The organism is Acetobacterium wieringae (assembly GCF_001766835.1).
Taxonomy (GTDB): Bacteria; Bacillota; Clostridia; order Eubacteriales; family Eubacteriaceae; genus Acetobacterium; species Acetobacterium wieringae.
In genome coordinates this window covers 25,093-49,841 of record NZ_LKEU01000029.1, presented here as the reverse complement: position 1 = coordinate 49,841, position 24,749 = coordinate 25,093, and the positions used below count along the sequence as shown (strand labels likewise).

Below are 24,749 nucleotides of genomic sequence, written 5' to 3'. Positions count from 1 at the left end.
CAGGAGGACAACCATTGATCGCAATTGTCGACTACGATGTCGGAAATTTAAAAAATGTCGCTACTGCCCTGGGTGATGTCGGTCTTTCCGGCACCATCACCCGAGATAAAAAGATTCTGGATGCGGCTGACGCCATCATTCTACCCGGGGTTGGAGCTTTCTCTGACGCCATGGATAACCTCAGAAAATTTGATCTCATTGATGCTTTGAATGATAATGTCAAAAAAGGCAAAATTCTGATGGGTATTTGCCTCGGGATGCAGCTACTTTTTGATAAAAGTTATGAGGACGGTGAATTTTTCGGACTCTCTTATATCCCTGGCGAAATTGTTCGGTTTGATGCCCCAGGGATAAAAATCCCCCACATGGGTTGGAACAATCTGGTGATCAACCGGGAAAGCCCATTGGTTAAAAACATCGGCACCGAAGACTATGTCTACTTTGTCCATTCCTACTATGCCAAACCGGACTACTTTGATGATGTGGTGGCTTATGCAAAATACAGTGTCAAGGTACCGGCGATTGTTCAAAAGGACAACGTCATTGGGATGCAGTTTCATCCGGAAAAAAGCTCCAATGTGGGCTATAAACTACTAACAAACTTTAAGGAGATGATATCATGATTGTGTTTCCGGCCATCGATTTAAAAAACGGCAAATGCGTCCGCCTGATGCAAGGGCAAAAGGATGCCGAAACCATATATTTTGACAACCCGGTGGATGTCGCCCTGAAGTGGCAGTCCAAAGGTGCCCAATATCTGCATCTCGTCGATCTGGATGGTGCCTTTGACGGCCAACCGAAAAATCTGGAACTGATTAAGGATATTGTCGCCGCGCTGGATATTCCCGTCGAACTGGGCGGTGGTATCCGGACACTGGAAATTGCCAAAGACTATATTGACAGCGGCGTCGCCCGAATCATCATTGGTACCCAGGCGGTAAAAGATTTCGATTTTATTGTCAAACTCCTGGATCTTTATGATGAAAAAGTCTGCGTCTCCATTGACGCTAAAAACGGTCTAGTTTGTACCGAAGGCTGGGTTGAGAGCAGCAATATTGAGGCCCTTGAGCTGGCCAGCAACCTGGAAAAACTGGGGCTGTCGACACTGGTTTATACCGACATATCAAAAGACGGCATGATGACTGGTCCTAATTTTGAGATGCTCAAGGTACTCAATGACAACTTAAAAATTGATATTATCGCTTCCGGCGGTATCTCCAAATCAGCCGACCTGATCCGTCTTCAGGAAATGGGACTTTACGGTGCTATTACCGGAAAAGCCCTTTATGAAGGAGCCATCGATCTGGAAAAACTGTTGCAAGAGGAGCTGAAATCATGCTGACCAAACGGATCATCCCCTGCCTGGACGTGGATCACGGCCGGGTAGTAAAAGGTAAAAAATTTCAGGATATTCAGGATGTTGCCGATCCGGTCGAACTGGGCCGATACTACTCCGACCAGGGTGCCGATGAGCTGGTTTTCTACGATATAACGGCCAGTTATGAAGATAGGGACATCTTTATCCATATTGTTGAGAAAGTTGCTGAAGCGATCCGCATCCCCTTTACCATCGGGGGCGGAATCAGCAAGGTTGAAGATTTCCGCAAAGTGCTGATGGCTGGCGCTGATAAGGTCTCAGTTAATTCATCAGCCGTTAAAAACCCCCAATTGATTCGCGAGGCGGCCCTTCGTTTTGGCGCCCAATGTGTGGTTTTATCGATCGATGCCAAACGCAATAATAAAGGTTCCTGGGATGTCTACGTTAAAGGCGGCCGGGAAAACACCGGTATCGATGCGATTGAGTGGGCGAAACAAGGCCAGGACCTGGGGGCGGGAGAGATTTGTATCAACTCCATCGATACCGATGGGGTAAAAAAAGGCTATGATCTGGAGCTCAACCAGAAACTCTCCCGTCTTTTGACCATTCCGATTATTGCCTCCGGCGGAGCCGGAAAAATGGAAGACTTTGCTGAAGTATTAAAAGTAGGCGCCGATGCGGCCCTGGCGGCATCCGTTTTTCACTATAAAGAAATTCCCATTGCTGATTTGAAAAATTATTTACATGATCAGCAAATACCTGTCAGACGGGTATAGAAAGGTAAAACATGGATTTAGAAAATATAAAATATAATGAAGCGGGACTGGTTCCTGCCATCGTTCAGGATTATGAAACCCGTCAGGTGCTGATGATGGCCTGGATGAATGAAGAAGCGTTGAAAATGACCCTGGATACTAAAAAAGCCACTTTTTACAGCCGCAGCCGCCAGGCTCTGTGGGTAAAGGGCGAAACTTCCGGCAATACTCAAACCGTGGTAAAAGTTGATTATGACTGCGACGGCGATACGCTGCTTCTTCAAGTCATTCCAGCAGGCCCTGCCTGCCATACCGGCAACACCTCCTGTTTCTATCGCAGTCTGGCAGTGAATCCCGAAACAAACCTGGGCAACATGGAAGTATTGACGATGCTTTATCATCTTATAGCTGACCGAAAAACAAACCCGGTAGAAGGTTCCTACACGAATTATTTGTTTGAAAAAGGCGTTGATAAAATCTGTAAAAAAATTGGTGAAGAAGCGGCTGAAACAATTATTGCTGCTAAAAACAATGATCCTGATGAACTAATTTATGAAGCTTCAGATCTGATCTATCACTTGCTGGTATTGCTCAATAATCAGAATGTCGACCTGGAATCGCTATTCCATGAGCTGACTAAACGCCATAAATAAGTCTTTCAAAAGCCGATTAAATAAACGTTAATCGGCTTTTTTTAGACTATTTTATCCAAACAATAAGGGGCGCTTGCCACACCCCCTACTGCTCCAATTAACAACAATCACCGCCGCAAAAACTACGATTGGCCATTTTGGCTTTCATCAACATCATAACCAGTTCGTCCTGCGTCATTCCTGACCAGGTTGCTAAATCAAGGTTCGATGGATAGGAACCGCGACGTTTTATTTCACCATCCACTACAGTAATTGGCAGTGCATCCGAGCCATTTTTTTCAATAATCTCACTGATTTCCCTATTTCTGGTGAATACTTCCGGATTTTCAATCAAACCGTATCGCAACACTTTTTTTCCTTCACTCGTTAACGCCCGAAGCATCGTTTTAATCCTTAAGACTTCCCGATCCGCTCCCGATCCGCAACCATTGCCACTATCGCATATTACCGAATCATATATCTCAATTGTCTTCATTTTTATCAACTTAGTTCATCCCTATTTATCTTGAAGTCAATCAGATTTCGATGAACTACCTTTCATATTAGTATGATTCTAAAATAATCGAATTGACTGATTCTGTCAAGTTATCTTGCAAATCACTTAAGATGTTATACAGTTAGTTTGATAAAATATTTATATTAAAGCCAACCATATTTTTATTGCACTTACGTTATTAATCGTGTATAATATAGATACTCCGAAGTTTAAGATTTCTAAGGTGCTTGCTATGAACTTAAACCCGTAGGGTATAATCGGAAACGGTTATGTCTCCCATTGTGGAAAAGGGGCTTGACAGAATAATTTTTTTGTCATTTTGCATTGTTTAAGTGCAGAAAAAAAAGGCCATTCCATCAGGAGTGGCCTTTTTTTTCCCTGAACGTCCCTGAATTTTATTTATTTGTAACCGAAATACGTAAATCAGGACACTTTCTTTTAGACGCCAAAGCCGGACTAACCAACCGGTTTTTGGTTGTTTTTTGAAAAAATGTCTTATGTAAAAGCCAAGCCCGATTATTATCAAATCTCCGGGCTTGGCTTTTATCATCAACCTCCTGCAACAGGAGGAAAAATCGCCATATATCCATCTTCTTTAATGGGAACGGCAAGCATGGCATCAACTTTCCCGTCAACCCCATCGACGATAAGAGCTGCAATTTCCGGCGCGGTGATACCCAAACTATCGATGACATCCTGTCCTGTCATTCCCGGGGTATAATCCATTTCGACGATCTTCCCTCGGCCCTCCCGAAAATTTGCAAATAATTTTATTTTGATTGACATGTTTCCTCCTAAAACGAAAGGGACGATCAAAGATCGTCCCTTAAATTTATTCTATAATAAACCTAATTTTTCAAGACGTTCTTCCGTTGGAATACCATCTTCATCCCAGCCGCGTTCTTTGTAGTACAGTGGCAGCAATTCATCCAGTTTATGAACCCAACCTTTTGTTGGTCCATCTGGCATTGCTTCTTCTAATAAACGTGGTGGCAAGGTATCTTCTTCTGGTGAAATACCAGCTTCTAAATTAAAGAGTTTTTCCAGATTCCAGATTCGTTCACCAGCTAACAAAACATCTTCAGCCGTCCATTCGGTTCCCAGAACCTCGTTGAGCATGTCAGCATATTGCTGAGCACCCAAAGCAAATGAGGTGAACAGACATAAGCCAGTGGAATCGATAACTGCAGTCAGATCCTGGAATACTTTTGCCCATACTTCTTTACCTGAGAGATCAAAACGATCCAGTTTTTCGGGTAAACCAAGGATTTCAGGAGAAATCAGGTAGCCACGAACATGGCATCCACCACGGTTGGAGGTTGCATATTGAAGACCCATCCCCTGGATTCCACGAGGGTCATATGCTGGCAAGTCTTGTTTCTTAACCGACATGGAGTATTCAGGAACGCCAAAGAAATCAGCCAATCGGTAGGAACCACGGGCCAGTAAATCACCAAAGCCTTCTCTATTCCCCATTTTTTTGAGCCAATGAACTACTGACTCAGCGTTTCCGAATTTTAGGATCACATCATCATCAAGCATTTCGTCAGTGATATAACCACGTTGGTACAATTCCATGGCAGCAGCTAAAGTCGCACCAGCAGAAATGGTATCTAAACCCAGTTCATTACACCAGTAGTTCGCATCGATAACCACTTCCATATCGTCGATACCTAAGTCACCTGCAAACACCCAGAGGGTTTCATATTCAGGTCCACCGATGCCATCAGGACTCTTATCGCTTTTGACCCAGCGACCACAGCCAATTGGGCAATGATGACAAGGATTACGCTTGATCAGATATTTTTCAGTCATGGTTTCGCCGCTAACAGCTTCAGCGTCCGGATCGACACCTTCCTGGAAGTTTTTAGTCGGGTATACCCCATGTTCATTGATAATATTAACCAGGACAGCGGTTCCATAGGTTGGTAAACCACCACCCGTAACGCCATTCTCTTTTAACATTGCACGGCATTCTTTAGTAACTGCTTTTAATCCTTCTACATTGGCAATTTCCGGTTTTAAATTTCCTTTAACAGTAATAGCTTTTAAGTTTTTCGAACCCATTACTGCCCCAACACCGGAGCGACCAGCAGCTCGATCTTTTTCATTCATGATCGCTGCCATTTGAGACAGCTTTTCACCAGCTGGACCAATCGTTAATACCTTTGAGCCTGGTTGTTTTTCAGCCAGCAAATCACTGGCTTCTGTGGTGTATTTCCCCCACAGATCCAAAGCCGGTAAGATCTCTACCTTGTCTTCATCAATATTAATGTAGACCGGGAGACTGGCTTTCCCTTCAATGATAATGGCATCATAGCCAGCATACTTCAGGTAGGCGCCCCATTCTCCACCAGAGTTTGAAGAAGCAATGCATCCTGTTAACGGTGACTTTGTAACGACCATATACCGACCACCGGTAGGAGTCGCTGTCCCTGACAACGGACCATTGATAAAGACGATCTTATTTTCTGCCGCAAAAGGATCAACCTGCGGATCAACCTCATCCATATACAGCTTTGTTCCTAAACCACGACCACCAATATATTTTTTTGCCAACTCAAAATCCAGATCTTCAGTTGTCACTTCATTGGTCGTCAAATTGACACGTAAAATTTTCCCCATGTAACCAAACATTTCGTACGCCTCCTAAATTTTATTTATTTGTAACCACTATCATTATACCCAAATTTTACCTTTTATTCAATCGATTAAAGGAAAGTAAATGACAAGCGCAAAAATTTATAGCTTTTTTAGGATTCGCTGCGCAATTTTTGATCAGTTTTTGAGCGCAAATTTTATCAGTCCACCAAGCCGATCGTTTTTAGAATGTTATAACCCAGTCTCCGTTCCTGACCTTCATAGGGATAAGCGTGCATAACAATCATCGGATTAAAATTAAGTTCGATAATTCCATAGTTTGAATCGGGATTGCGGTAGTCTTCCAGGATAATATCAATGCCACAAAATTTGGCACCAAAGGCCCTGGCCGCCTTTAAGGCAATCTCTGAAAAGTACGGATGCATTTGATCCGTGAAATCGATACTGTCGCCGCCGGTACTGATATTGGAATTGCCCCGCAGCAAGACCATTTTCCCTTTTGCCGGTATCGACTGATTAGACAGCCCCTGTTTTTTGAGAAACATTTGAGCCTGGTCATCCAGCTCAATTTTTTTAAGCGGACTGGTATGGCCATCGCCGCGATAGGGATGTTTATTCTTTTCATCGATTAATTGTTGGATCGTGGAAACCCCATCACCAACCACATTGGCCGGGCGACGATGGAGCACCGCTACAACCTCATCACCCATGGTCAGGAAACGGTATTCCAGCCCAGGAATGTAATCTTCAATTAAAATTGTATTGTCGTGTTCAAAGGCAATGCGAGCTCCTTCTAAGAGTTCCTTCAGGGTACCACCCTGATCAAAAATGCAGATCCCTAATCCAAAATTGGTGGACTTGGGCTTGATCACAACTTTATTGCCGACATATTTTGTCAATTTTTGTTTTGCTTCCATAAAGGAAAAGTATTCTTCGCCATCGGGAACCGGCAAACCATTTTCCTGCAGAATTTTTTTGGTGACAACCTTATTTTCCATTAGCAGCGGGGTAACATAATTATCAGCACTGGTCTTTGTCGCCTGCTTAACATATTCCCGGCGACCGTCTTTTTCCAATCGGACAATATTGTCAGACGCATCCATTGGGATTACTTTTATTCCCCGGGTCAGTGCCTCCTTGATTAAAACCTGGGTCGACATTTCCCAGTTTTCGAACCCCTTCAGACGATAGTGATCCGCATCAGACTGTTTTTTATAGGCTTTAGCCATTTCCAGATTGGCATCCAGACAGCCCTTTTGCTGCATTAATAATTTCAATCGATGGGCATAGGTCGTTTCCGGTTGTCTTACCCGGTTCTGCATTTCCTTGATGCAGCGATCCTGTTTTAAATCAAGGTATTCATTAACCTCTGCCACCTTTTCCAAAATATCCTCAGCCCAGGCTGATTTGAGTGTCCAGTGTCGGTGATCCAGCAATTCCAAATCTGGTTCAAGCCCATGTTCGGCCACCGCCACTTCATTAATAAGCGCTTCCTGCTGCCAGGTGTCAAAAAATTCTTCTCCTTCCAACAGTAAAAAGAGCATAAAAATATTCATGAAGTCCAGATCTATTTTTGCGATGCCACACTTATCAAAAACATTGAGATCGATGGTGCGGATCTCCAGGTATTGGATCCCCTCTGCTGCTAAGGAGTCCAGTACGTTTTTATAATCCTTCGGTTTTAAGCGGATCTGGGCATACAGCTCTTTCGCTTCAGAAATATCTCCCCGCTCCACAAACTCATTGATACTCCGGATATAATCCTTAATGGAACTGTAGTCCGGATAAAGATCGATTTCATTTTTATAACCACTGCAACTGCCATTGCGGGCCGAGGTTCCGCCGGGACTGAGATAGGTTTCATTACCACAATCGCCCATACATTGCAGGCATTCCTCAATGTATGAATTATGGAGACCGGGCGTACAGCCCATTAAATAAATAATTAGCCAGCGATAACGTAAAAAATTACGTAAGACCTTTAAATAAATTCGATCTTTAAAATCTTTATAGCTCTCCTGCGTACCCAGTTCCTGCCAGATGGTTGTTAGAAATTCCTCGCCAAAAGAAAAGTTATAGTGGATACCGGAGATCAGTTGTCGCTTGCCACCATATTTAACCATCAGTTTTTCCCGATATGCCCGGGCTTTTTTTCCTTCTTCTCCCTGATAAGAGGCAATCGGGATCTGGTTGTCATCAGGAATACTACATGGCATCGAGTATGGCCAAAACAGCTCATTATTCACGCCAATCTCACCGATCACAATATCCGTAAGCGCTTCCAGAAAATCATAGGTTTCGTCGACTGAATAAAAAACCGGTGTAACCAGTTCAATCTGGCTTTCTGAGAAATCGGTAGTGATATATGGATTTTTAAGCTTATCGCCAAAAATCGGCGGATGTGGCGTCAATGCCAGTCTTCCCTGTGGTGTCACCCGGAGTCCTTCTCTTTCTACTCCAAACCCCGCCGTTAAAATGCTTTCCGGTGTCATTTTATTTTTTAATATTTCGATCATGCGCATAGCCTTTCCGTTGTTGTACAGATAAATCGGTGTGAACTGTACAAAATTTTTTTAATTATACCATAAAAAAGATTAATTCTAACTAACTATTTCCCTTTGATTGCTAGGGAATAATCGCGATTCCTGCAAAGTCCCAATCGTTCTATCCATATTTCACTACTTATTTGTTTAAAGTATTGACAAATAAAACAGAAGATGTTAGACTCTACTCATTGAGTTAGTAATTCCTAACTCAATTTTAATAATTATTATGTTAGTTATTGCTAACCAATAGGAGGAAAACCATGTTACTATCAATGGCGACACCCGGAGAAACAAATCACATCAAAAAAATCACCGGTAAAGATACTACGCATCAATTTCTGGCGAGCCTTGGTTTTGTCGAAGGCGCTGATGTAACAATCATATCTGAGCTTTCTGGCAACATTATTTTAAACATTAAAGATACCCGGGTTGCCATCGATAAGAACATGGCCAACCGCATTATCATTTAAGGAGATCAACATGAAAACACTCAAAGCTGTAAAATGTGGGGAATCCACTAAAGTTGTAAAACTCCATGGCGACGGCCCCATTCGGCGCCGGATCATGGATATGGGCATCACCAAAGGTGTTGATGTCTTTGTCCGAAAGGTTGCCCCCCTGGGTGACCCCATCGAAATCACCGTGCTGGGCTATGAACTGAGCATTCGTAAAGCCGATGCCGAATTGATCGAAGTTTTTTAACAATTACAATGCAAGAATTTAACAGCCATGGCTGTTAAATTTTTGCACACAATGTTAGTCAATGCTATCAAATTAACGAGGAGAACTTATATGAACTTAAAAATTGCACTCGTTGGAAATCCCAACTGTGGTAAAACAACCATGTTCAATGCGCTCACCGGCAGTTCCCAGTATGTGGGCAACTGGCCGGGGGTCACGGTTGAAAAGAAATCCGGCAAATTAAAAGGCCACAACGATGTCGAAATCATCGATTTGCCTGGTATTTATTCGCTGTCCCCCTATACTCTGGAAGAAGTGGTCTCCAGAAATTATTTACTGAACGAAAAACCCGACGTCATGATTAATATCGTCGATAGCAGTAATATTGAAAGAAACCTCTATCTGACAACCCAGTTGCTGGAAACTGGTATTCCGATGATTCTGGCCCTGAATATGACCGACATTGTCAAAAAGCGTGGTGATCTCATCAATATCAAAGCGCTTGCCAAGCGGCTGGGTTGTGAAGTAATGGAAACCTCTGCTGTTAAGAGCGAAGGATGTGCTGAACTGGCCGAGAAAGCCATTACCCTTGGCAAAAGCAGACAGAAATCAAAACCACTGCCGATTTTTTCAACTGACATCACCAAAACCTTAGGTCAAATTGAATCCATCATTAAAACCAAAAGCACCACCGAACATCCGGATTTTTATGCCATCAAACTTTTTGAGCGTGATGAAAAAGCCATCGAACAGCTTAACCTTTCAGATACGGTAATGGCTGAAATTACGGCACTTACCGTATCTTGTGAAGAAGCCATGGATGATGACAGCGAAAGTATCGTTACCTCAGAACGCTATCAGACCATCGGTCGCATCGTTTCGGATACAATCAAAAAGAAAGCCAGCACCGGCATGACCCCCTCGGACAAAATCGATCGGATTGTAACCAATCGCTTTCTGGCCTTACCTATTTTTGCCGCTATTATGTTCTTAATGTACTTTGTCTCCGTTACCACGGTAGGTGCCTGGGTAACCGACTGGACCAATGACGTGCTCTTTGGCGAAATTATTCCCCCGGCTGTAGAGGCACTTCTTGTTTCCTGGGGTACCGCTGAATGGCTGAATTCACTGATTCTTGATGGCATCATCGGTGGTGTTGGTGCGGTTCTCGGTTTTGTCCCCCAGATGTTTGTCCTGTTTCTCTTCCTTGCCATTCTTGAGGATTGCGGTTACATGGCCCGGGTTGCTTTTATCATGGATCGGGTCTTTCGAAAATTCGGTCTGTCCGGCAAGTCATTCATACCATTGCTGATTGGAACCGGCTGTAGCGTTCCCGGAATTATGGCCTCCCGAACCATTGAAAATGAGCGGGACCGCAAGATGACAATCATGACGACCTCCTTTATTCCCTGCTCGGCCAAGCTGCCCGTGATCGCCCTGATTGCCGGTGCCTTATTCCCCGGATCGGTCTGGGTTGCACCGTCGGCCTACTTCATCGGGGTAGCAGCTATCATTGTTTCCGGTATCATTTTAAAGAAAACCCGGGGCTTTTCCGGTGATCCGGCCCCCTTTATTATGGAACTGCCCGCATATCATGTCCCCGGTGCTAAAGGGGTTCTGATCCACATGTGGGAACGGGGTAAATCCTTTATCAAAAAAGCCGGTACCGTTATTTTTGTGGCCAGTATCACCATCTGGTTTTTGTCAAGCTTTAACTTTGCCCTGGAAATGGTCGACACCAACGAATCGATTTTGGCCGCCCTTGGCATGATCATTGCGCCGGTCTTTATTCCCCTCGGTTTTGGTACTTGGGAAGCGACTGTTGCCACCATAACTGGTCTGATTGCCAAAGAAACAGTAGTCAGTACCTTTGGCGTCCTCTTTGGTTTTGCCGAAGTGGCCGAAGATGGTGCCGAACTGTGGCCCCAGCTGCAAATGGCCTTTACCCAGATGGCAGCCTTCTCGTTTTTGGTTTTTAATCTGCTCTGTGCCCCCTGCTTTGCTGCCATCGGCGCGATTCACCGGGAAATGGGCAGTGCCAAATGGACACTGATTGCGGTGGGTTATCAGACCGCATTTGCCTATACCATCGCCCTGATCATTTATCAATTGGGACTGTTTTTCACTGGTGGTGGTTTTGGTATCGGAACCGCTGCTGCGATCCTAATGATTGCTGCCCTACTCTATCTGCTCTTTAGAAAACCAGTCAGCAAAACAAAACAAAAACAATTGATACCGGTCAAAGAAATCTAACCTTTATCCTAAAAAAGCCAGACGCGAATGATGATCATTCGCGTCTGACCTTTTTACTTTTTTTGCTACAACCCCAACTCTTGTTTGAGTTTAGCTAATTCCTCATCCACCGACGCATTTCCGCCGTTACCATACTTTTCTTCCAGCGCTTCGGCGGGGTCAATCGGTTCAATGTTCAGTTCGGCCATGGCATTGGCCTCATCCAGCATCCGGTCGGCCTTTTCTTCCATTCGGGTAAAGGCATCCATGGCATCCTCGGTTTGATTGGCTGAGCTGCTGGCTTGATTGATGATTTCCTGGGTTTTGGCAATCGACACCTTGGACTTGATCATGGTTCGACGGGCCTGCAGGGTTTGGATATCGGAAGCCAGTTTATCATGCATCTGTCGCATCTTCATGGCATTTTCATGAGCTGCGGCATAGATATCCAGCAGTTCAGCATCACGGTTTTTCAGTTCCTGTTTTTTTGCGAGAAAGATCCGGGCATCGCCCTCGTTCCCAGCCACCAGCGCTTTTTTGGCCAACTCGGCATACTTTTCCACCTCAGCCTTGTTATTGTCGAGCAACCGTTTCGTACGGGTTTCTTCGCCCATTACTTCAGCAGTACTTCGCTTCACTTCGGCCAAATCCTCGAGCAGATCAATTAAATACTGATCAATCATCTTCGCCGGATCTTCCATCTGATCCAGAAGATCGTTAATGTTGGCCCGGATAATATCACCGAATCGTTCTAAAATTGCCATTTTTTTCCTCCTTTGAATTTTCTAATCAGTTTTTATCCTGATCGGACGGATTATCCTGATATTTCTTCGCCAAATCTTCAATTTCCACATCGTCAAATTTTTCCAGCGGGGTACTCAGTATTTCGGCGGTACGCTTATCCTCGAGATTCTTCTGCTTTTTGGCATGGCGCCACCAGACGAATAACAGAATGGCTAATATTACCACTGCAAATACAATTCCAATGGTCGTCATGGCTGCGATCCATGGTGACCTGGTAACGGTCATGATCCGGTCAGCCGCATCTCGGAAGGCGTTACTGAAGAACTCCTCGTCAGTGAGATTGCTGTCGTAATAATTGCGGTCAATGTAATCCAGCAAGATATCAGCCGCCTCCCGATCGATAACTGTTTTGGCCTGAGTACCGGCCACATAACGATCCATGTAAAAATCATTATACTCATAAAATACAAAGAGCAGATGGGCTTCATCCGTAAACAACTGATCATAAAGAGCATTTGCATAACTGTCCAACTCACTTTCGGTGGGGTGATACGAACCATTGATGTTATCAATTATCACCACATACGGTTGTACCCCGGTTTTCTGATAAAAGTATTTTAGCCCTTCCTCCATTTTTGTCTGATTTTTAATCCATCCCAATTCGTCGCGATAATATTCCGTTTCGTTGACCGAACCCGCTGGCAGTGGCTGCCGATTGATGGTTGATTTAGTGACTTCTGCGGGACCTGTTATGACGGATGCCACGAAAGCCCCGATAATCAGCACCAGAATCAGCACAATCAGTAGAATAATGATAAAACCGCAGCCACAGCCCACCGGTCCGCCGCTGCCGCCGTCGTGATTGCCACCCCCGGGAGTACCCCCTGAACTCATTCTGGTGCCACTGCCAAACAATCTACTCCCCGAACTGCCCCCGGAACTGCCAAATGACCCCCAGGAACCACCGCCACCACTGCGGTGACTGCTCCCGATGCCACCGCTGCGACCACCGCTACTGCGGCTCCCGCCACCTGAACCGCCACTGCTGCGGCCGCCTGAACCGCCACTTCTTCCCATGATACCCCTCCATTTATTTGCGCATTGTTACAATGGCTTTCTACCCCAAATGCGACCTTTCATTCATCATTGAACGTTGCAAAAAAAGAAGCACTAACGATCATTTTCTGATAAAATAAACAGATAAAAAAGCTTTACCAAGGAGAAAAAACACCAATGGCAAAACAAAAAGAAGTGAAAACCAATGCCATGCGCATTTTGGATAAATTAAAAATTGACTATACCCACCAAAGTTATGAATGCCATGAATTTGTCGACGGCTTGCAGACTGCCGATCTGCTGAAGCTGCCTTATGAACAGGTCTATAAGACCCTGGTGACGGAAGGAAAGAGCAAGAATTATTTTGTTTTTGTGATCCCCATCGATAAGGAGCTGGATATGAAGAAAGCCGCCAAAGCGGTTGGCGAAAAAGCGGTGGCAATGATTCATTTAAAAGACCTGACTGCGATCACCGGCTATGTCCGGGGTGGCTGTACCGCCATTGGCATGAAAAAACAGTTTAAAACCGTCATTAACGACACCGCCAAAGAGCTGGACACCATCTACATCAGCGGTGGAAAAATCGGATTGCAGATTCAGTTGCGCCCCGATGATTTCTGCACTGCGGCAGCGGCTGTTTATGGGGATATTATTACATCCTAAACCGCAATATGTTTTAAAGGATATTTTTCGGACGTTCAACTGCGCTGATTATTCAATCGGTGGCGATGATACGCCGATGTTTTTATCGGTGCTTTTAAAATTGGTTTGCTGATAACTATCATCTTATCAGAAAATTTTAAGCTGGATCTAGTTTCTTACTTCATCGATTTACCCTTTCTTTTATGAGTTGTTCCTGTGTATCCGCTAAGTTTTGATAACAATGGAAACGGGCAATCCCATCTTGAACCGATGCTTTGCAGATCGTTTCAAGCTCATCCAAGTGATTCAGAATCACTTGATACACCGGTTCCCCATGCTTCGTTAGAAATTCATCCTGGAGGATCTGAATAATCCGGTCCGCTGATAACCCCATCTCAACGCCAATATGAAAAGCGGCAATGGCCGTTCGGCGGTGATGGTTCTTAAGCAGATAATTGTACAGATCAATTGATTTAGTAAAAGATGTAATCAATTCTTTCAACGTTATATTCATAAACCAGTCTCCCATCAGGTTGCGATCTTTCCTATCAAATAAATTTAATCAATTGCTTATTATATGAGCATTATTGCCAGGAATAAACAGGAATTTAAATTATTTTACTTCGATTATTAATTTTTCTGGAGGCTGTACTTGTCACCTGTTAAGAAATTGTCTCATTAAGAGCATTCTGATTTCTTTGTTTCAGACAATCAAAACGTTCCCCTTGTTTTAATTACAATGCCTTGTTGGCTGCCAGCTCGGCTTCTGGCAGCTAAAACCAGAGCTTTTGCAGGAAAGTGCACCGATTGTGCAACAAAACGAAAAAAACTGGTTTTTGGCAAATAAATGCTTTAGTATAAAGCGTGTAGGAGGGAAACGCATGAAACTGATATTTAAAACGGATGCCAGCATCACCAAAGAAACGGCGCTGATTGTGACGCATCCTCAGGACACATTGATCAAGCAGCAACTTGAACGGGCTGTTGTGATGACTGAAAAAAACATCACCGCCATTAATCCACGCAACAGCCGGAATATCCAGGTGCCGATTGGAACCATCCTGATTGTCGAATCCGAGGAACGGATGTGCAATTTGCGCCTGACAACCGGCGAGATCTATCTCTACCCCAAGCGGCTCAAGTATGCCGAAGCGGATTTTATTAACCACGGCTTTATCCGGATCAACAATCAAACCATCATTAACAGCAAAGCGGTTAAACAATTTGTCCCCACCACAAACGCCCGCATCGAACTAACCTTAAGTGACGGTTCCACCTATTTTATCAGCCGTCATTACATTAATAATTTCAGGAGGTCACTATCATGATCAAAAATTTAAGTCAATCGTTCTTCCAGGTATTTTCCGTTACCCTGGTGTGGGTCACCCTGCTGTTGACGATCTTCTTCAACGGCCAAACCGTCGCTTTGAATTATCTGTGGAATTTAATCGGCATTGCTGCCATTTGCGCCCTACTGTTTGGTGTTGTTTACAGCGGTTTGTGGAACTATCTGACCTTAAAACCGGTCGTCAATATTCTGATTACTTCCGTTTTGAACATTGTCGGCGGCTTAACCGCTGTATGGCTGTTCTCTACCGACATGTTTTATTTCATTGCCCCCTGGATTCCCGGCATGACCCTGCTTTCGCTGCTTCTGCACACCCTCGCTTTTTATGTCTATGCCAAAATCGATGTCAACCGAAAAGCCGCACAACTCAATGACCTGGTCAAAAACAAGCAGGCGTAAGTCGGCTTCAACCCTTAAGATTAGCGTCTAAATAGTCGTCGATAATGTGCTCAAAATGAATTTGGCGGTATTAAATTTTGCCCACCGGCGCCATATAAATGACAAACTCCTGATCACCATCAAGATTAAGCAACGAATCGGCTCGTTGCTGATTATAGGCGGCAATGGCACAGGTTCCGGCGCCGATGACTTCACAGGTCAGATAGAGATTTTGACAAACGTGTCCGGCATCCAGAGCGATGACCTTGTAGGAGGCCTCGGCATAACGCCATTCCATTCGATAGGGAATGGTTGTCCAGATAAAGGTAACCGCTCCGGAACCGACAAAATACTGATTAAGAGCCGCATCAATCATCCGGTCTTTAAGATGATCCGGTGTTGATTCCAACACCAGTTGATGCCGGGAGGGCAGGTAGCGATAAATCCCCGGCTCCAGGCCGGTGACATGAAATACTACCAGATACGTCTCCAGGGCATGCCGGTTTCCGGCTGAGGGCACCGTTCGCAGGGCATTTTTCTGACGCCACTCCCGAACCCCCTGGGTAGACCAGAGCAGAAATGACAATTCGTCCAGAGATAGGGGCTGAGCTGTAAATTTCCGCCGGGATTCCCGGTGTGCAATGGCTTCTTTAAAGGCTATTGGGCCGATTTCAAGGGCCTCGGGTTCAGGCAGGGGGATTGTCCGGGCATCCGGTGGCACTGGTTTTTCAATTGGTGGCATCGGTATCCCGCTGTTCTGGTCGGTGCTGCGAAAATCGGTTTCCTGACGGATATCATCTTTTAAGAAGTATTTTAAGGTGCTTTTGTTTTCAGGTTTCATATCTTTCCTGCCTTTCCTATTTTGAGGGATAATTGGTTTAACAATTTATCTGATAAGATAACAAATTGAGGATTGCTTATTATATAAGCTTTATTGCTGGGGATAAACAATAATTTATAAGTTTATTTTATTTTTTCAGGTTGAGTTGGGATGCGCTGGCATAAAAAAGTTCAATCCGGCTTTGATTACCATGGATCGAACTTTTTCTTTGAGAAAGATTAAATTATTTCAGGTTAAAACCTAAAATTGAACAAAAATTTTATAATATTTTGTAGTACTTAAATTTTCCGAGACAACTTTTACCCATAAATAATGATTGCCTAAAAATTGAACATTACTGCCATACAAACCTTGAAAACTATTATCATCAGGGGTACTGGTTCCATCATTGACACTAACCGTAACTGAAGAAGCATTATCGGTAATTGGATTAAATGGGACACCAGTTACTTGCGGCGTATTAATCGAAACTTCTAAAAGTATGGGATCATTTAACTCTCCGGTTTCCCCAAATGAACCCAGATCATCCATGACAACTACATAGTCCAGTGTTGTGCTCGACTGGCCAGAAATAATCAACTCAGCACTTGAACTTCCAGGTGTTGTCATGCCTACGGCTAATACATCCAATGCTTTCACTGGTGCCGATGCATTGCTTACGCCTGCCTCAGCTTTGATTCGTACATACAGATCGCCTGTTGCCGTAGCTGTGATATCACCTGACTGTACGCCTGTTGATGGTACGTCTGCCCAACTACCTGTCGAAGATGCCGCACCGTCTGCCACGATTGCGTACTCTAAAATGCCGCCAAAGTCGGTACCATAAGTAAATGTCAATTTCGTTTTGGTACTATCCGCGCCCGCAGCACTGACAACAAAGAACTTGCCTGCTCCTTTTGCCGCTCCTGCATCAGCCTGCATTGCTGGTGGCGCTGGTGGATTGATAATCACCGGCGGATTTCCTGTGTAACCAAGGGGTGGATTCCTGAAACCAGCATTATCACCAGTAATGTTGGCACCAGTGACGTTGCCATTAAACCGGGCATTATCGCCTTCGATAATGGCATGCAATATACTAACGTTTTGACCAACGGAGACATTATCAGAAAATTCATTAACCTCAAAACGATCAATAAAACTATCACCGGAAACGACTAAGCCTGAAGCACTTTTCTGAGTGTCATCGATACCCGCAATCAACCGCATAACCGTTGTTCCCGGAGCCAGCTCAAGATTGATATCCGGCGCTTGAACCAATACATCTTTAAAAGCCCCACTCAGAATAATGGGTTGCCCTTCAGGAATGTCGATGACCTCAAAGTTACCAAGGGAGTCCCAACGGCTGCAAAAAACAGAAGATCCGCTGATCGTTGTCAATCAGTTGACCTCCTGCGCCATTGCGTATGGATTATTATGTCAGTGTGCTATTTTTTTCAGGATGAACACGTCATCGATATTGGTGCTGAGAAAGGCCATGGCCGCCATCAGAATTGTACTAATCAATCGTTTTTATTTCTGCCGGAATCCACATTTTCGGGTTGTAATTGAGGGTGTATTTATACTTGGAAACATCGTTGCCGCCGAGATCTTCCACCACATAGGTCACGTTGTCGCTTAATCCGATAAAATGCTTTTTATAACTGCCGTCTTCATCTTCGACAATCACTTCCAGCTGATTGTCGGCCGTGTCGGCGGTGATTGACATCTTTCCGGTCATTTGAAATAAGACGTCCCCCTCAATGCAATTGATCACTGTCAACTGCCGGATCACATTGAAATTGTCGGCCTGTTGGGAAAGGTTATACGAAACTTTTTCCGCTTCGCTTTCGCAGCCGGTAAGCATTAATAAACCAAGTAGGGCAATAAATACTGCTGTTTTTTTCATCATCATGGTCCTTTCATCTGTTTCTTTTATCAAACCGGCTACTGGGGCTGGCCAAGCAGCGGCCATTTTTCGGTATCGGTAAAGTGGTTCACCAGGGTGTGCGCATTTGTAATGATCTGCTGATCAAAATCCAAATAATTTAACAGGGCAATGGCATTTTTGGTCCGGGCCGGGCCGGGATGCAATTGATAATCAAAGCTGATGCTGTCATCGGTGATGGTTTCCTGAAAGTGATAATTGGCGTAACGGGCGGCCAGAATATTGGTGAGTTCGATATCATGGGTGGCAATCAGGCACAGGCAGTTCTTTTGATCCAAATAATCAAGAATGGCCGATGAAGCGGCGATCCGCTCGATGGTGTTGGTGCCTTTTAAAATCTCGTCAACAAAGCAGAGGCAAGGGTAGCGATCGACCTGATCCAGGGTGCGTTTGAGGGATTTTATTTCCGCCATAAAATAACTGTCCCCGGCTAAAATGTCATCCTTCACCGCCATGGAAGTCACCGGTAAACAATGGGCCATGGCAAAACTGCTGGCGGTGCAGGTATAAATTGTCTGGGCAAAAATGCTGTTAATCGCCAGGGCCTTGACAAAGGTCGATTTGCCCGAAGCGTTGGACCCGGTAATCAGGCTGTTTTGAGTCAGCTCAATATCATTGGCGATGGGGTCATCCAACAGGGGATGGTATATGCCGGTGGCGGCCACGCTAAAGTCTTTGGTAAACACCGGGGTAACCGTGCCGGGCAGACTTTCCCGGAATGACGCCAGGGCAATGGCCAGATCCAGTTCGCCGATGTGCTGATAAAGGCGATGAAACGCCGCACTGTTTTTTGACACCAAGGCAATGGCTTTATTATAGGTGCGGAAGTCATAGAGGGTGATAATTTTCAGATAGTCCAGCAGCAGATCAAGATCCGAGGTGCCCCCCATCATCACGCCGGAAAGCTTGCCGGCCAGCGCTTTAAACGGGCTGGCGTCCTGGCGGATGGCGGCCATTATTTCGCTGAGTTCGGCGGTTTTTTCAAAATCCAGCAGTCGGTTGGCACAGCGGAGGATGGCCGAAAAATAATGGATGGTCAATAAGTTTTTGGCGATTTCTTTCTTGAAATAATAATAGACCACGCCATTAACCAGCAGTGACCCCACCAGAGCCGCAGGTCCCACCGACAGATTAAACAGACAAAGCCCCAGACCGAAAAGCGGCAGCATTGCCAGAATGGTATAGATCCGGGGATTTTTCAGGGCTTTTAGCTGACTTTCAAAAATCAGGGCGGTGACGTCATTATAGCTGGCTTTTCCCAGGCGGGACAGGATCATCTGGATTTCCAGCCGTTCCCGGGGATGGGTGGCAAAGTAGGTGATGTATTGCTCCCGGTCTTTAAGGGGTTTATCGGTCCACAGCGGTTGATGCAGGGTGGCATAGAGGTACTCGTCGCCCACCGAGGTCAAACAGGTATCCAGCCGTTTAAAGACGTCATCCATATCCAAATCGCTCCAGGTCAGTTCATCAATGACCCCATCAATCTGTTCGTATTTTAATTTACGATCCCAATAATCCGACACGCTGCCCCAGATATCGGGATTAAAACTGGTGGGGGCCTTGCCGAATTCGTTTGCTAAACGCTGACGAAAGAGCTGGCGGGCTCGGCGACTGGAGACCAGCCCGAAAACAACAATGGAGATTACGCCAATGATGATAAAAAATAGTATTTCCATTAAACTCCTTTATCTTCAGGTCTGTGAATCGCAATTTGCTTGCATAGCCACCTGAAAAACATGCGTTAACTATACGCTTTCAGGGGGGTAATGTCAAATTTGATTCTTCATCACGAGATTAAGCAGCGCTGCTGACCCGATGGATTCCTTCCCCGATGCTCATTGTCAGTTGTTTTATAAGATAAGTGTGCCTGGCTACCCTCAATTACCAAAACCACGCCCTAAACCCGCAGCATCAGCCATTCCCGAAGCCGTTCCGGCAGCGCCAGCAGCAACGAAAAAACAAACGGCAATGCCACCGGATAGCGGCCTTTGAGCCTTTTCCTGGCCAGAATCGCGTCGATCTCCCCCGTAGCTTTGCTAAGATCGGCACGTTTCTGTTTTTTGCGAAAAGCCAGATCGCGCTGGTAAAAAGGATGGTACGGGGACTGGCTGTTTTGCATACGTTCATCCGAATTTTGCGACAGCGTCCGGAAAAAGTCGGTGTCCATAGCGCCGGGTTCAAGTACCGACACCTGAATCCCAAAGCCCTGCAGCTCCAGTCGCGCAGCATCACTGATGGCTTCCACGGCGTGCTTCGAGGCGCAGTAACCACCATTGACCAGCCCCGTCAGCCGGCCGGACACCGAACCGATGTTGATGATCTTGCCAGCCCCTTGCTGTCGCATGATGGGCGCCACGGCCTGAATCATCCGCACGATGCCGTAAACATTAACATCAAACAGATGCGCCAGTTCCTCCAGGTCAATCTCCTCGACGGCGGACCGGACCGAATAGCCGGCGTTGTTGACAAGCACATCAATCCGGCCGTACGCATTCATAACGGCGGCTATCGCCTGCTTGATGGAATCCTGATCAGTGACATCCAGCGCAACTTTCAGCGCCGCCGAGACCCCCTCCAGACGCTCAAGCGATCGGGCGGTCGCGACCACCCGATCGCCTTTTTCGGTCAAGGTCCGGCACAGTTCCCGCCCGACCCCGGACGAACACCCGGTAATTAAAACGACTTTTCCTACCATTGTTTTCACTTCCTGTTCTATCGGCGATGGCAAAACGTTGGTGAGTTTTGCCATCGTCCAATTTGTTTTAGACTAGCTTAGCAAAAACAAACAGAACTGTCATTGCCAAATGACAACTCGGTATTTAGAAAAGTGCTCCCCAGTACCGACAACTGATCGGTACAGAATTGGCCACGAACCGGGCTGCCGACTTACAGCTCCCGTTTGATGCGGCTTAAAGAACTCGGGGTGACGCCGATGTAGGAGGCGATGTATTCCTGCCGGATCTGTCCGGCCAAATCGGGATAGTTGGCGACAAATTCAAGATAGCGTTCTTTGGCCGGCAGCCGCTGGAAAGCCAGCCCCTTTTCATCACTGATAATAAAAGCCTGGCGGAATAATTTTTCATACAAATCCCGCAGTACCGGCGCTTCATCAAACGCCTGACGCAGCACCGGGACGCTAATCTGCGCCACCTGACAGTCTGCAAGTGCTTCAATCCCATATTCGGATGGCCCATCGTCCAGCAGATTGTAAATGCAGCACCAGTCGCCTGTCTGGGAAAAGCATTTGGTGATGTCTGCACCCGCTGCATCGAGGTAAAAACCCCGCACGACCCCCTGCAGAATCAGACAGACAACTTTTGTGTTTTCGCCCTGCGGAAGCAGAATTTCACCTTTCTGATAATCCCGCACGCGAAACAGCGGAGTCATGGCCTGAATCAGGTCAGGGTCAAACCCTTGCTGGTTCAGATAGTCAGGCAGATTGATTGCATTTGCCATTTTTTCCACCTTTTTCATGGGGACTTCTGTTGATCAATAATACTTTCATTTGTTCTTCCTTTCAAAGCTATTATTTATTTTTGATTTAAGTTAAGCATGTCTGACACCAGGGTATACACTATCAGAAAGATGTTTAGGTACACCCGATATTTTACTGCTAGATCCGGTTGTTCTTCTCTGCTGATTGCCGCTGGCGGCTCACCCTGCAAGCCTGACCCGACCGGCAGCCTTTGCGCTTAACATCAATAATAGATTGCGTTTAGCGGACTTTCCATCCCGATGATGCGCTTGTTCAATTTAATCATCGTATCGAGTTTTTCAACGGGCACTGCCACCGCACCCAATTTACAGGCCACTGAGCAGTGATAACAATGAATGCATTTAGCGCCTTCAATCGTTACGGCATCATCCAGCCGGATGGCGCCCACCGGGCATTCTTTGACACATTTTCCGCAGCTTTTGCAGCGATCGGCTTTAATGGTGATGGGCAGTTCCCGTTTTTTGCCGATAATGTGAACCAGCGGATAGAGCAAGTCGACCCGTTTTTTCCGAACCGCAAATAGCTCTTTCTGGCGATCGTTGGCAATCGGTGCAAAATCCTTGGCCTTTATCGCTTCATAAAAATCACCGATTAAGGCTTCGGTGGTTTTTGTCGGAAACGGATCGGGGTGATGAAAATGCGGCGCCGTCACCTTCATGGCGCCGATCACGGGAATATTCAGGGCTTCCAATACTTGTGCCGTATTGGAAAAAGCCTTCCCCGAGGTGATCCCGCCATAGTTCAAATACAAAAATGCCCTGAACTGATAGGTCTGCCCGGCCGACTGCAGCGCCTGTAAAAACATTTTCATCGGTTCGAGCATATCCATATGATAGGCCGGGGCGCCAAATCCGACGATATCGGCCGCATTGATGGTTTCCAGAATCGGTCCGAAATCTTGCCGGTACTCGCCGCGGCCTAAATTGATGTGTTCGACCGCATGTCCGTCTTTTTCAATGATATTTTTAAGCACCTGAGTGGTTTTTTCAGTGGTGCCATTTGGTGAAATATAGATTAATTTGAACTGCACTGCTGCCTCCTTTTAAGCGGCATCATGTCATGCCAAGTTCGTGAAAACATTGTTAGCTCCTTCAAAATCAATAAGAATACGAATAATACCGGAATGTCCGGATCATTACGCCTCAGTTAAGTTGCAACTGGGTACCGGGTGGCTGATGCCAGATGCTCTAAGTTTACTGATAAACACATAACATCTCCCTCTTTTTCGTTATTAACGATATTTAAAATCACTGACTTAGCAATTTATAAAATCGACCTCTGCTTTTTCCAACGGTCTCGATAATTTGTTTTGCTGTACTGAAACAAGCAGCCGTCTTGCCTGGGCCAGTGATAACCCGGTTAATGAACTTGCCTCCTGATTGACTATTTTTCTATTTTTCATCAGGTATTCAACGATTAATTTTTAATTCGCTCATTAACCACTCATATTCGCTCTTTATCCGCTCGTTTCTGCGCATCATTAAAATCTTCTTTCTCATCAACCGTTTGTTTTTTCATGACCACAAAAAAAATCGATTGACTTGAAAAAAATTCTACTCGACTTTCATCTTCAAATGATTCCTAGCACCAGGGCTTCTTAATGATTATTTAAAACGGCATCGGCGATTAAGCGATCGAATTTTCTGATGTCGACGCCTTTTCGCAAATTGACCTTAATGTGACCGGCACGTGTCCATAGTTCAACTTCGGCATTTAAATCGAGTAGCTTACCGGCATTTTCGGTCGACCACATATTAATCGCTGAGTATGGCAGGGAGTATACTTCTACCTTTTTACCGCTCAAACCCTGCGCATCTCTGACAATTAAACGTTGTTGGTAAAAACCGCACTATCTCTGATTGTCTTATATGCAGCGACAGCTTGTTCACCTTCAACCAGCAATTCCTGGACATCTTGGGGAATCGGACACTCCGAAATGAAGGTCCATGATAAAATTAGACTTGTTTCTGCCATTTTTTTCTCCTCTTTTGTTTGATTCAATTTTTCTGCTTTATAATCGTTAACTATGCGTTTATAGCAAATTTAAGTGGTGCCTGACACGGGGGCTTTCCAAAGTTTTCAATCGGGATAAATACTTTGTTTTAATGTTTGAAAATATTTTCGAGTATTTGCTTTTTTTTCAGGTGTAAGGTCATAATTCAATTTTTTTTCAGAGATAATTTTCCTAAAAACTCTTCGTACATAATCATCTACAATACTTGATAAGTTTTTTAAACTTTCATAATTATTTTCTTTTAAATATTTTAAATTGTCACCGTGGGAACAATCCGAACGTACCCCGTATGCTTCTTTCATATAATTAATAATTTTTTCTCTTTCCTCATTATTCTTACCAATATAAACTGCTTTAATATATGATATATTTGTTTTGTGCTGTTTATTTATCGCATACAGGCATTCTAAAATTGAGCAATATTTATCAATCTTACTTGTTATCACGCCTGTCCTTCTTGCCTCTTGTAACAGTATTAGGGCCCTTGAATAACTATTTCCTTCCTTACTAATTGCTTTGTCAATTTCCCATACTGTTGTACCCTCACTGCTCGTACAATTGATATGTACCATTTTTGATTCATCCGGTAGCAGACAGCTATACACTTCATACATTCTTTCAATTGCCTCTTTTACTTCATCAGCTGTTAAAAATGTCTCTGCTATAGAACCATTACTTAAAGTTACTGCCATTTCCCTATCAGACTGTGAATTATAAGCACTAAACAGATTAAGCCAATAAATTTTCGTAGTCGAAATACAAGAATCTTTTATAAACCAACTTCCTATAGAAAATGTTTGTGCAAAATTATTTAAATGTATTGCTTTGATGCCATATTTTTCATCACATTCATTTTTTGACCATGTAAATTCTTCTTCAATAGTTGGCATAAAACAAACCATCATTGGTTTTCTTAATAATGCATTATACATATTCACACCAATTTGATTTTTTAAGTTTGTCTTTTTTATCAAATCCATTACATTCATATTATTAATAATAAATTCTACATTTGTTCCAATTA

26 protein-coding genes, 1 pseudogene and 1 riboswitch are annotated in these 24,749 nt (G+C 44.7%); of the genes and pseudogenes, 10 read left to right on the top strand and 17 right to left on the bottom strand.

All coding sequences use genetic code 11. The annotated features are described in order from the left end of the window. The first annotated feature begins 14 nt into the window (after positions 1-14). From hisH to hisIE, 4 genes are read left to right on the top strand one after another with little or no spacing between them, the layout of a single operon-like run. Entirely contained in the window at positions 15-623 is a 609-nt protein-coding gene (gene hisH, locus ACWI_RS09245; protein WP_070371152.1) for an imidazole glycerol phosphate synthase subunit HisH, read from the top strand. Then, positions 620-1,342: a 1-(5-phosphoribosyl)-5-[(5-phosphoribosylamino)methylideneamino]imidazole-4-carboxamide isomerase gene (hisA, locus tag ACWI_RS09240; RefSeq protein WP_070371151.1), complete on the top strand. Its 723-nt coding sequence runs from the start codon at positions 620-622 to the stop codon at positions 1,340-1,342. The genes hisH and hisA overlap by 4 nt, the downstream gene beginning before the upstream one ends. After that, positions 1,336-2,094 (top strand): imidazole glycerol phosphate synthase subunit HisF, encoded by a 759-nt coding sequence (gene hisF, locus ACWI_RS09235; protein ID WP_070371150.1) that lies wholly within the window; start codon positions 1,336-1,338, stop codon positions 2,092-2,094. Before hisA ends, hisF begins: the two co-directional genes overlap by 7 nt. 11 nt (positions 2,095-2,105) lie before the next feature. Further along, the gene (hisIE, locus tag ACWI_RS09230) at positions 2,106-2,726 is read left to right on the top strand and encodes a bifunctional phosphoribosyl-AMP cyclohydrolase/phosphoribosyl-ATP diphosphatase HisIE (RefSeq protein ID WP_070371149.1); all 621 of its coding nucleotides are present in this window, start codon (positions 2,106-2,108) and stop codon (positions 2,724-2,726) included. A gap of 97 nt (positions 2,727-2,823) precedes the next feature. Here hisIE and ACWI_RS09225 read toward each other — a convergent pair whose 3' ends face one another. From ACWI_RS09225 to gshAB, 5 genes are all read right to left on the bottom strand, one after another. Beyond that, entirely contained in the window at positions 2,824-3,201 is a 378-nt protein-coding gene (locus tag ACWI_RS09225; protein WP_070371230.1) for an arsenic metallochaperone ArsD family protein, read from the bottom strand. 210 nt (positions 3,202-3,411) lie between these two features. Next, a riboswitch (molybdenum cofactor riboswitch) is annotated at positions 3,412-3,529 on the top strand. Positions 3,530-3,550: 21 nt separating this feature from the next. Beyond that, positions 3,551-3,772, bottom strand: a complete 222-nt coding sequence (locus ACWI_RS09220; protein ID WP_070371148.1) for a hypothetical protein — start codon at positions 3,770-3,772, stop codon at positions 3,551-3,553. Then, the gene (locus ACWI_RS09215; RefSeq protein WP_070371147.1) at positions 3,772-4,008 is read right to left on the bottom strand and encodes a MoaD/ThiS family protein; all 237 of its coding nucleotides are present in this window, start codon (positions 4,006-4,008) and stop codon (positions 3,772-3,774) included. The genes ACWI_RS09220 and ACWI_RS09215 overlap by 1 nt, the downstream gene beginning before the upstream one ends. A gap of 51 nt (positions 4,009-4,059) precedes the next feature. Continuing rightward, the gene (locus ACWI_RS09210; protein WP_070371146.1) at positions 4,060-5,859 is read right to left on the bottom strand and encodes an aldehyde ferredoxin oxidoreductase family protein; all 1,800 of its coding nucleotides are present in this window, start codon (positions 5,857-5,859) and stop codon (positions 4,060-4,062) included. 164 nt (positions 5,860-6,023) lie between these two features. Next, on the bottom strand, positions 6,024-8,339 hold the full coding sequence (gshAB, locus tag ACWI_RS09205; RefSeq protein WP_070371229.1) for a bifunctional glutamate--cysteine ligase GshA/glutathione synthetase GshB: 2,316 nt from the start codon (positions 8,337-8,339) through the stop codon (positions 6,024-6,026). A 290-nt stretch (positions 8,340-8,629) separates the two neighbouring features. On the opposite strand from gshAB, the gene ACWI_RS09200 reads away from it, so the two are divergent. From ACWI_RS09200 to feoB, 3 genes are all read left to right on the top strand, one after another. Beyond that, the gene (locus ACWI_RS09200; RefSeq protein WP_070371145.1) at positions 8,630-8,839 is read left to right on the top strand and encodes a FeoA family protein; all 210 of its coding nucleotides are present in this window, start codon (positions 8,630-8,632) and stop codon (positions 8,837-8,839) included. Positions 8,840-8,849: 10 nt separating this feature from the next. Continuing rightward, a complete protein-coding gene (locus ACWI_RS09195) occupies positions 8,850-9,071 on the top strand; it encodes a FeoA family protein (protein ID WP_070371144.1) in 222 nt (73 codons plus the stop codon). Between the two features lie 90 nt (positions 9,072-9,161). Further along, positions 9,162-11,303, top strand: coding sequence for a ferrous iron transport protein B (gene feoB / locus ACWI_RS09190; protein WP_070371143.1), 2,142 nt, complete (start codon positions 9,162-9,164; stop codon positions 11,301-11,303). Between the two features lie 65 nt (positions 11,304-11,368). Here feoB and ACWI_RS09185 read toward each other — a convergent pair whose 3' ends face one another. Together ACWI_RS09185 and ACWI_RS09180 are read right to left on the bottom strand one after the other, a co-directional pair. Then, the gene (locus ACWI_RS09185; RefSeq protein WP_070371142.1) at positions 11,369-12,046 is read right to left on the bottom strand and encodes a PspA/IM30 family protein; all 678 of its coding nucleotides are present in this window, start codon (positions 12,044-12,046) and stop codon (positions 11,369-11,371) included. Between the two features lie 25 nt (positions 12,047-12,071). Then, positions 12,072-13,103 carry a TPM domain-containing protein gene (locus tag ACWI_RS09180; protein ID WP_070371141.1) on the bottom strand — a complete coding sequence of 344 codons (1,032 nt, stop codon included), beginning with the start codon at positions 13,101-13,103 and terminating at the stop codon, positions 12,072-12,074. Positions 13,104-13,259: 156 nt separating this feature from the next. On the opposite strand from ACWI_RS09180, the gene ybaK reads away from it, so the two are divergent. Continuing rightward, positions 13,260-13,745 (top strand): Cys-tRNA(Pro) deacylase, encoded by a 486-nt coding sequence (ybaK, locus tag ACWI_RS09175; RefSeq protein ID WP_070371140.1) that lies wholly within the window; start codon positions 13,260-13,262, stop codon positions 13,743-13,745. 160 nt (positions 13,746-13,905) lie between these two features. Here the strand turns inward: ybaK and ACWI_RS09170 are convergent, their stop codons facing one another. After that, complete coding sequence (locus tag ACWI_RS09170; protein ID WP_070371139.1) at positions 13,906-14,238, bottom strand: hypothetical protein; 333 nt, start codon at positions 14,236-14,238, stop codon at positions 13,906-13,908. A gap of 367 nt (positions 14,239-14,605) precedes the next feature. On the opposite strand from ACWI_RS09170, the gene ACWI_RS09165 reads away from it, so the two are divergent. Together ACWI_RS09165 and ACWI_RS09160 are read left to right on the top strand one after the other, a co-directional pair. Further along, positions 14,606-15,052 (top strand): LytTR family DNA-binding domain-containing protein, encoded by a 447-nt coding sequence (locus ACWI_RS09165; RefSeq protein WP_070371138.1) that lies wholly within the window; start codon positions 14,606-14,608, stop codon positions 15,050-15,052. Further along, on the top strand, positions 15,049-15,471 hold the full coding sequence (locus ACWI_RS09160) for a hypothetical protein (RefSeq protein ID WP_070371137.1): 423 nt from the start codon (positions 15,049-15,051) through the stop codon (positions 15,469-15,471). The genes ACWI_RS09165 and ACWI_RS09160 overlap by 4 nt, the downstream gene beginning before the upstream one ends. Before the next feature lie 70 nt (positions 15,472-15,541). Here the strand turns inward: ACWI_RS09160 and ACWI_RS09155 are convergent, their stop codons facing one another. The 9 genes and pseudogenes from ACWI_RS09155 to ACWI_RS09115 form a co-directional block, all read right to left on the bottom strand. Then, positions 15,542-16,291 (bottom strand): SagB/ThcOx family dehydrogenase, encoded by a 750-nt coding sequence (locus ACWI_RS09155; protein WP_070371136.1) that lies wholly within the window; start codon positions 16,289-16,291, stop codon positions 15,542-15,544. A gap of 240 nt (positions 16,292-16,531) precedes the next feature. Then, a complete protein-coding gene (locus tag ACWI_RS09150; protein ID WP_070371135.1) occupies positions 16,532-17,668 on the bottom strand; it encodes a hypothetical protein in 1,137 nt (378 codons plus the stop codon). A gap of 118 nt (positions 17,669-17,786) precedes the next feature. Beyond that, positions 17,787-18,176 carry a beta-sandwich lipoprotein gene (locus ACWI_RS09145; protein WP_070371228.1) on the bottom strand — a complete coding sequence of 130 codons (390 nt, stop codon included), beginning with the start codon at positions 18,174-18,176 and terminating at the stop codon, positions 17,787-17,789. Positions 18,177-18,214: 38 nt separating this feature from the next. After that, positions 18,215-19,891: a MutS-related protein gene (locus ACWI_RS09140; protein WP_070371134.1), complete on the bottom strand. Its 1,677-nt coding sequence runs from the start codon at positions 19,889-19,891 to the stop codon at positions 18,215-18,217. Positions 19,892-20,112: 221 nt separating this feature from the next. Then, positions 20,113-20,964 carry an SDR family oxidoreductase gene (locus tag ACWI_RS09135; protein ID WP_242871602.1) on the bottom strand — a complete coding sequence of 284 codons (852 nt, stop codon included), beginning with the start codon at positions 20,962-20,964 and terminating at the stop codon, positions 20,113-20,115. A 137-nt stretch (positions 20,965-21,101) separates the two neighbouring features. Then, positions 21,102-21,671, bottom strand: a complete 570-nt coding sequence (locus ACWI_RS09130; protein WP_175440929.1) for a Crp/Fnr family transcriptional regulator — start codon at positions 21,669-21,671, stop codon at positions 21,102-21,104. Between the two features lie 242 nt (positions 21,672-21,913). Further along, positions 21,914-22,741: a 4Fe-4S binding protein gene (locus ACWI_RS09125; RefSeq protein ID WP_070371131.1), complete on the bottom strand. Its 828-nt coding sequence runs from the start codon at positions 22,739-22,741 to the stop codon at positions 21,914-21,916. A gap of 567 nt (positions 22,742-23,308) precedes the next feature. Then, positions 23,309-23,685: pseudogene (locus ACWI_RS09120) on the bottom strand (PH domain-containing protein). A 105-nt stretch (positions 23,686-23,790) separates the two neighbouring features. Continuing rightward, positions 23,791-24,705 (bottom strand): HEPN domain-containing protein, encoded by a 915-nt coding sequence (locus tag ACWI_RS09115; protein WP_242871601.1) that lies wholly within the window; start codon positions 24,703-24,705, stop codon positions 23,791-23,793. Positions 24,706-24,749 lie beyond the last annotated feature (44 nt).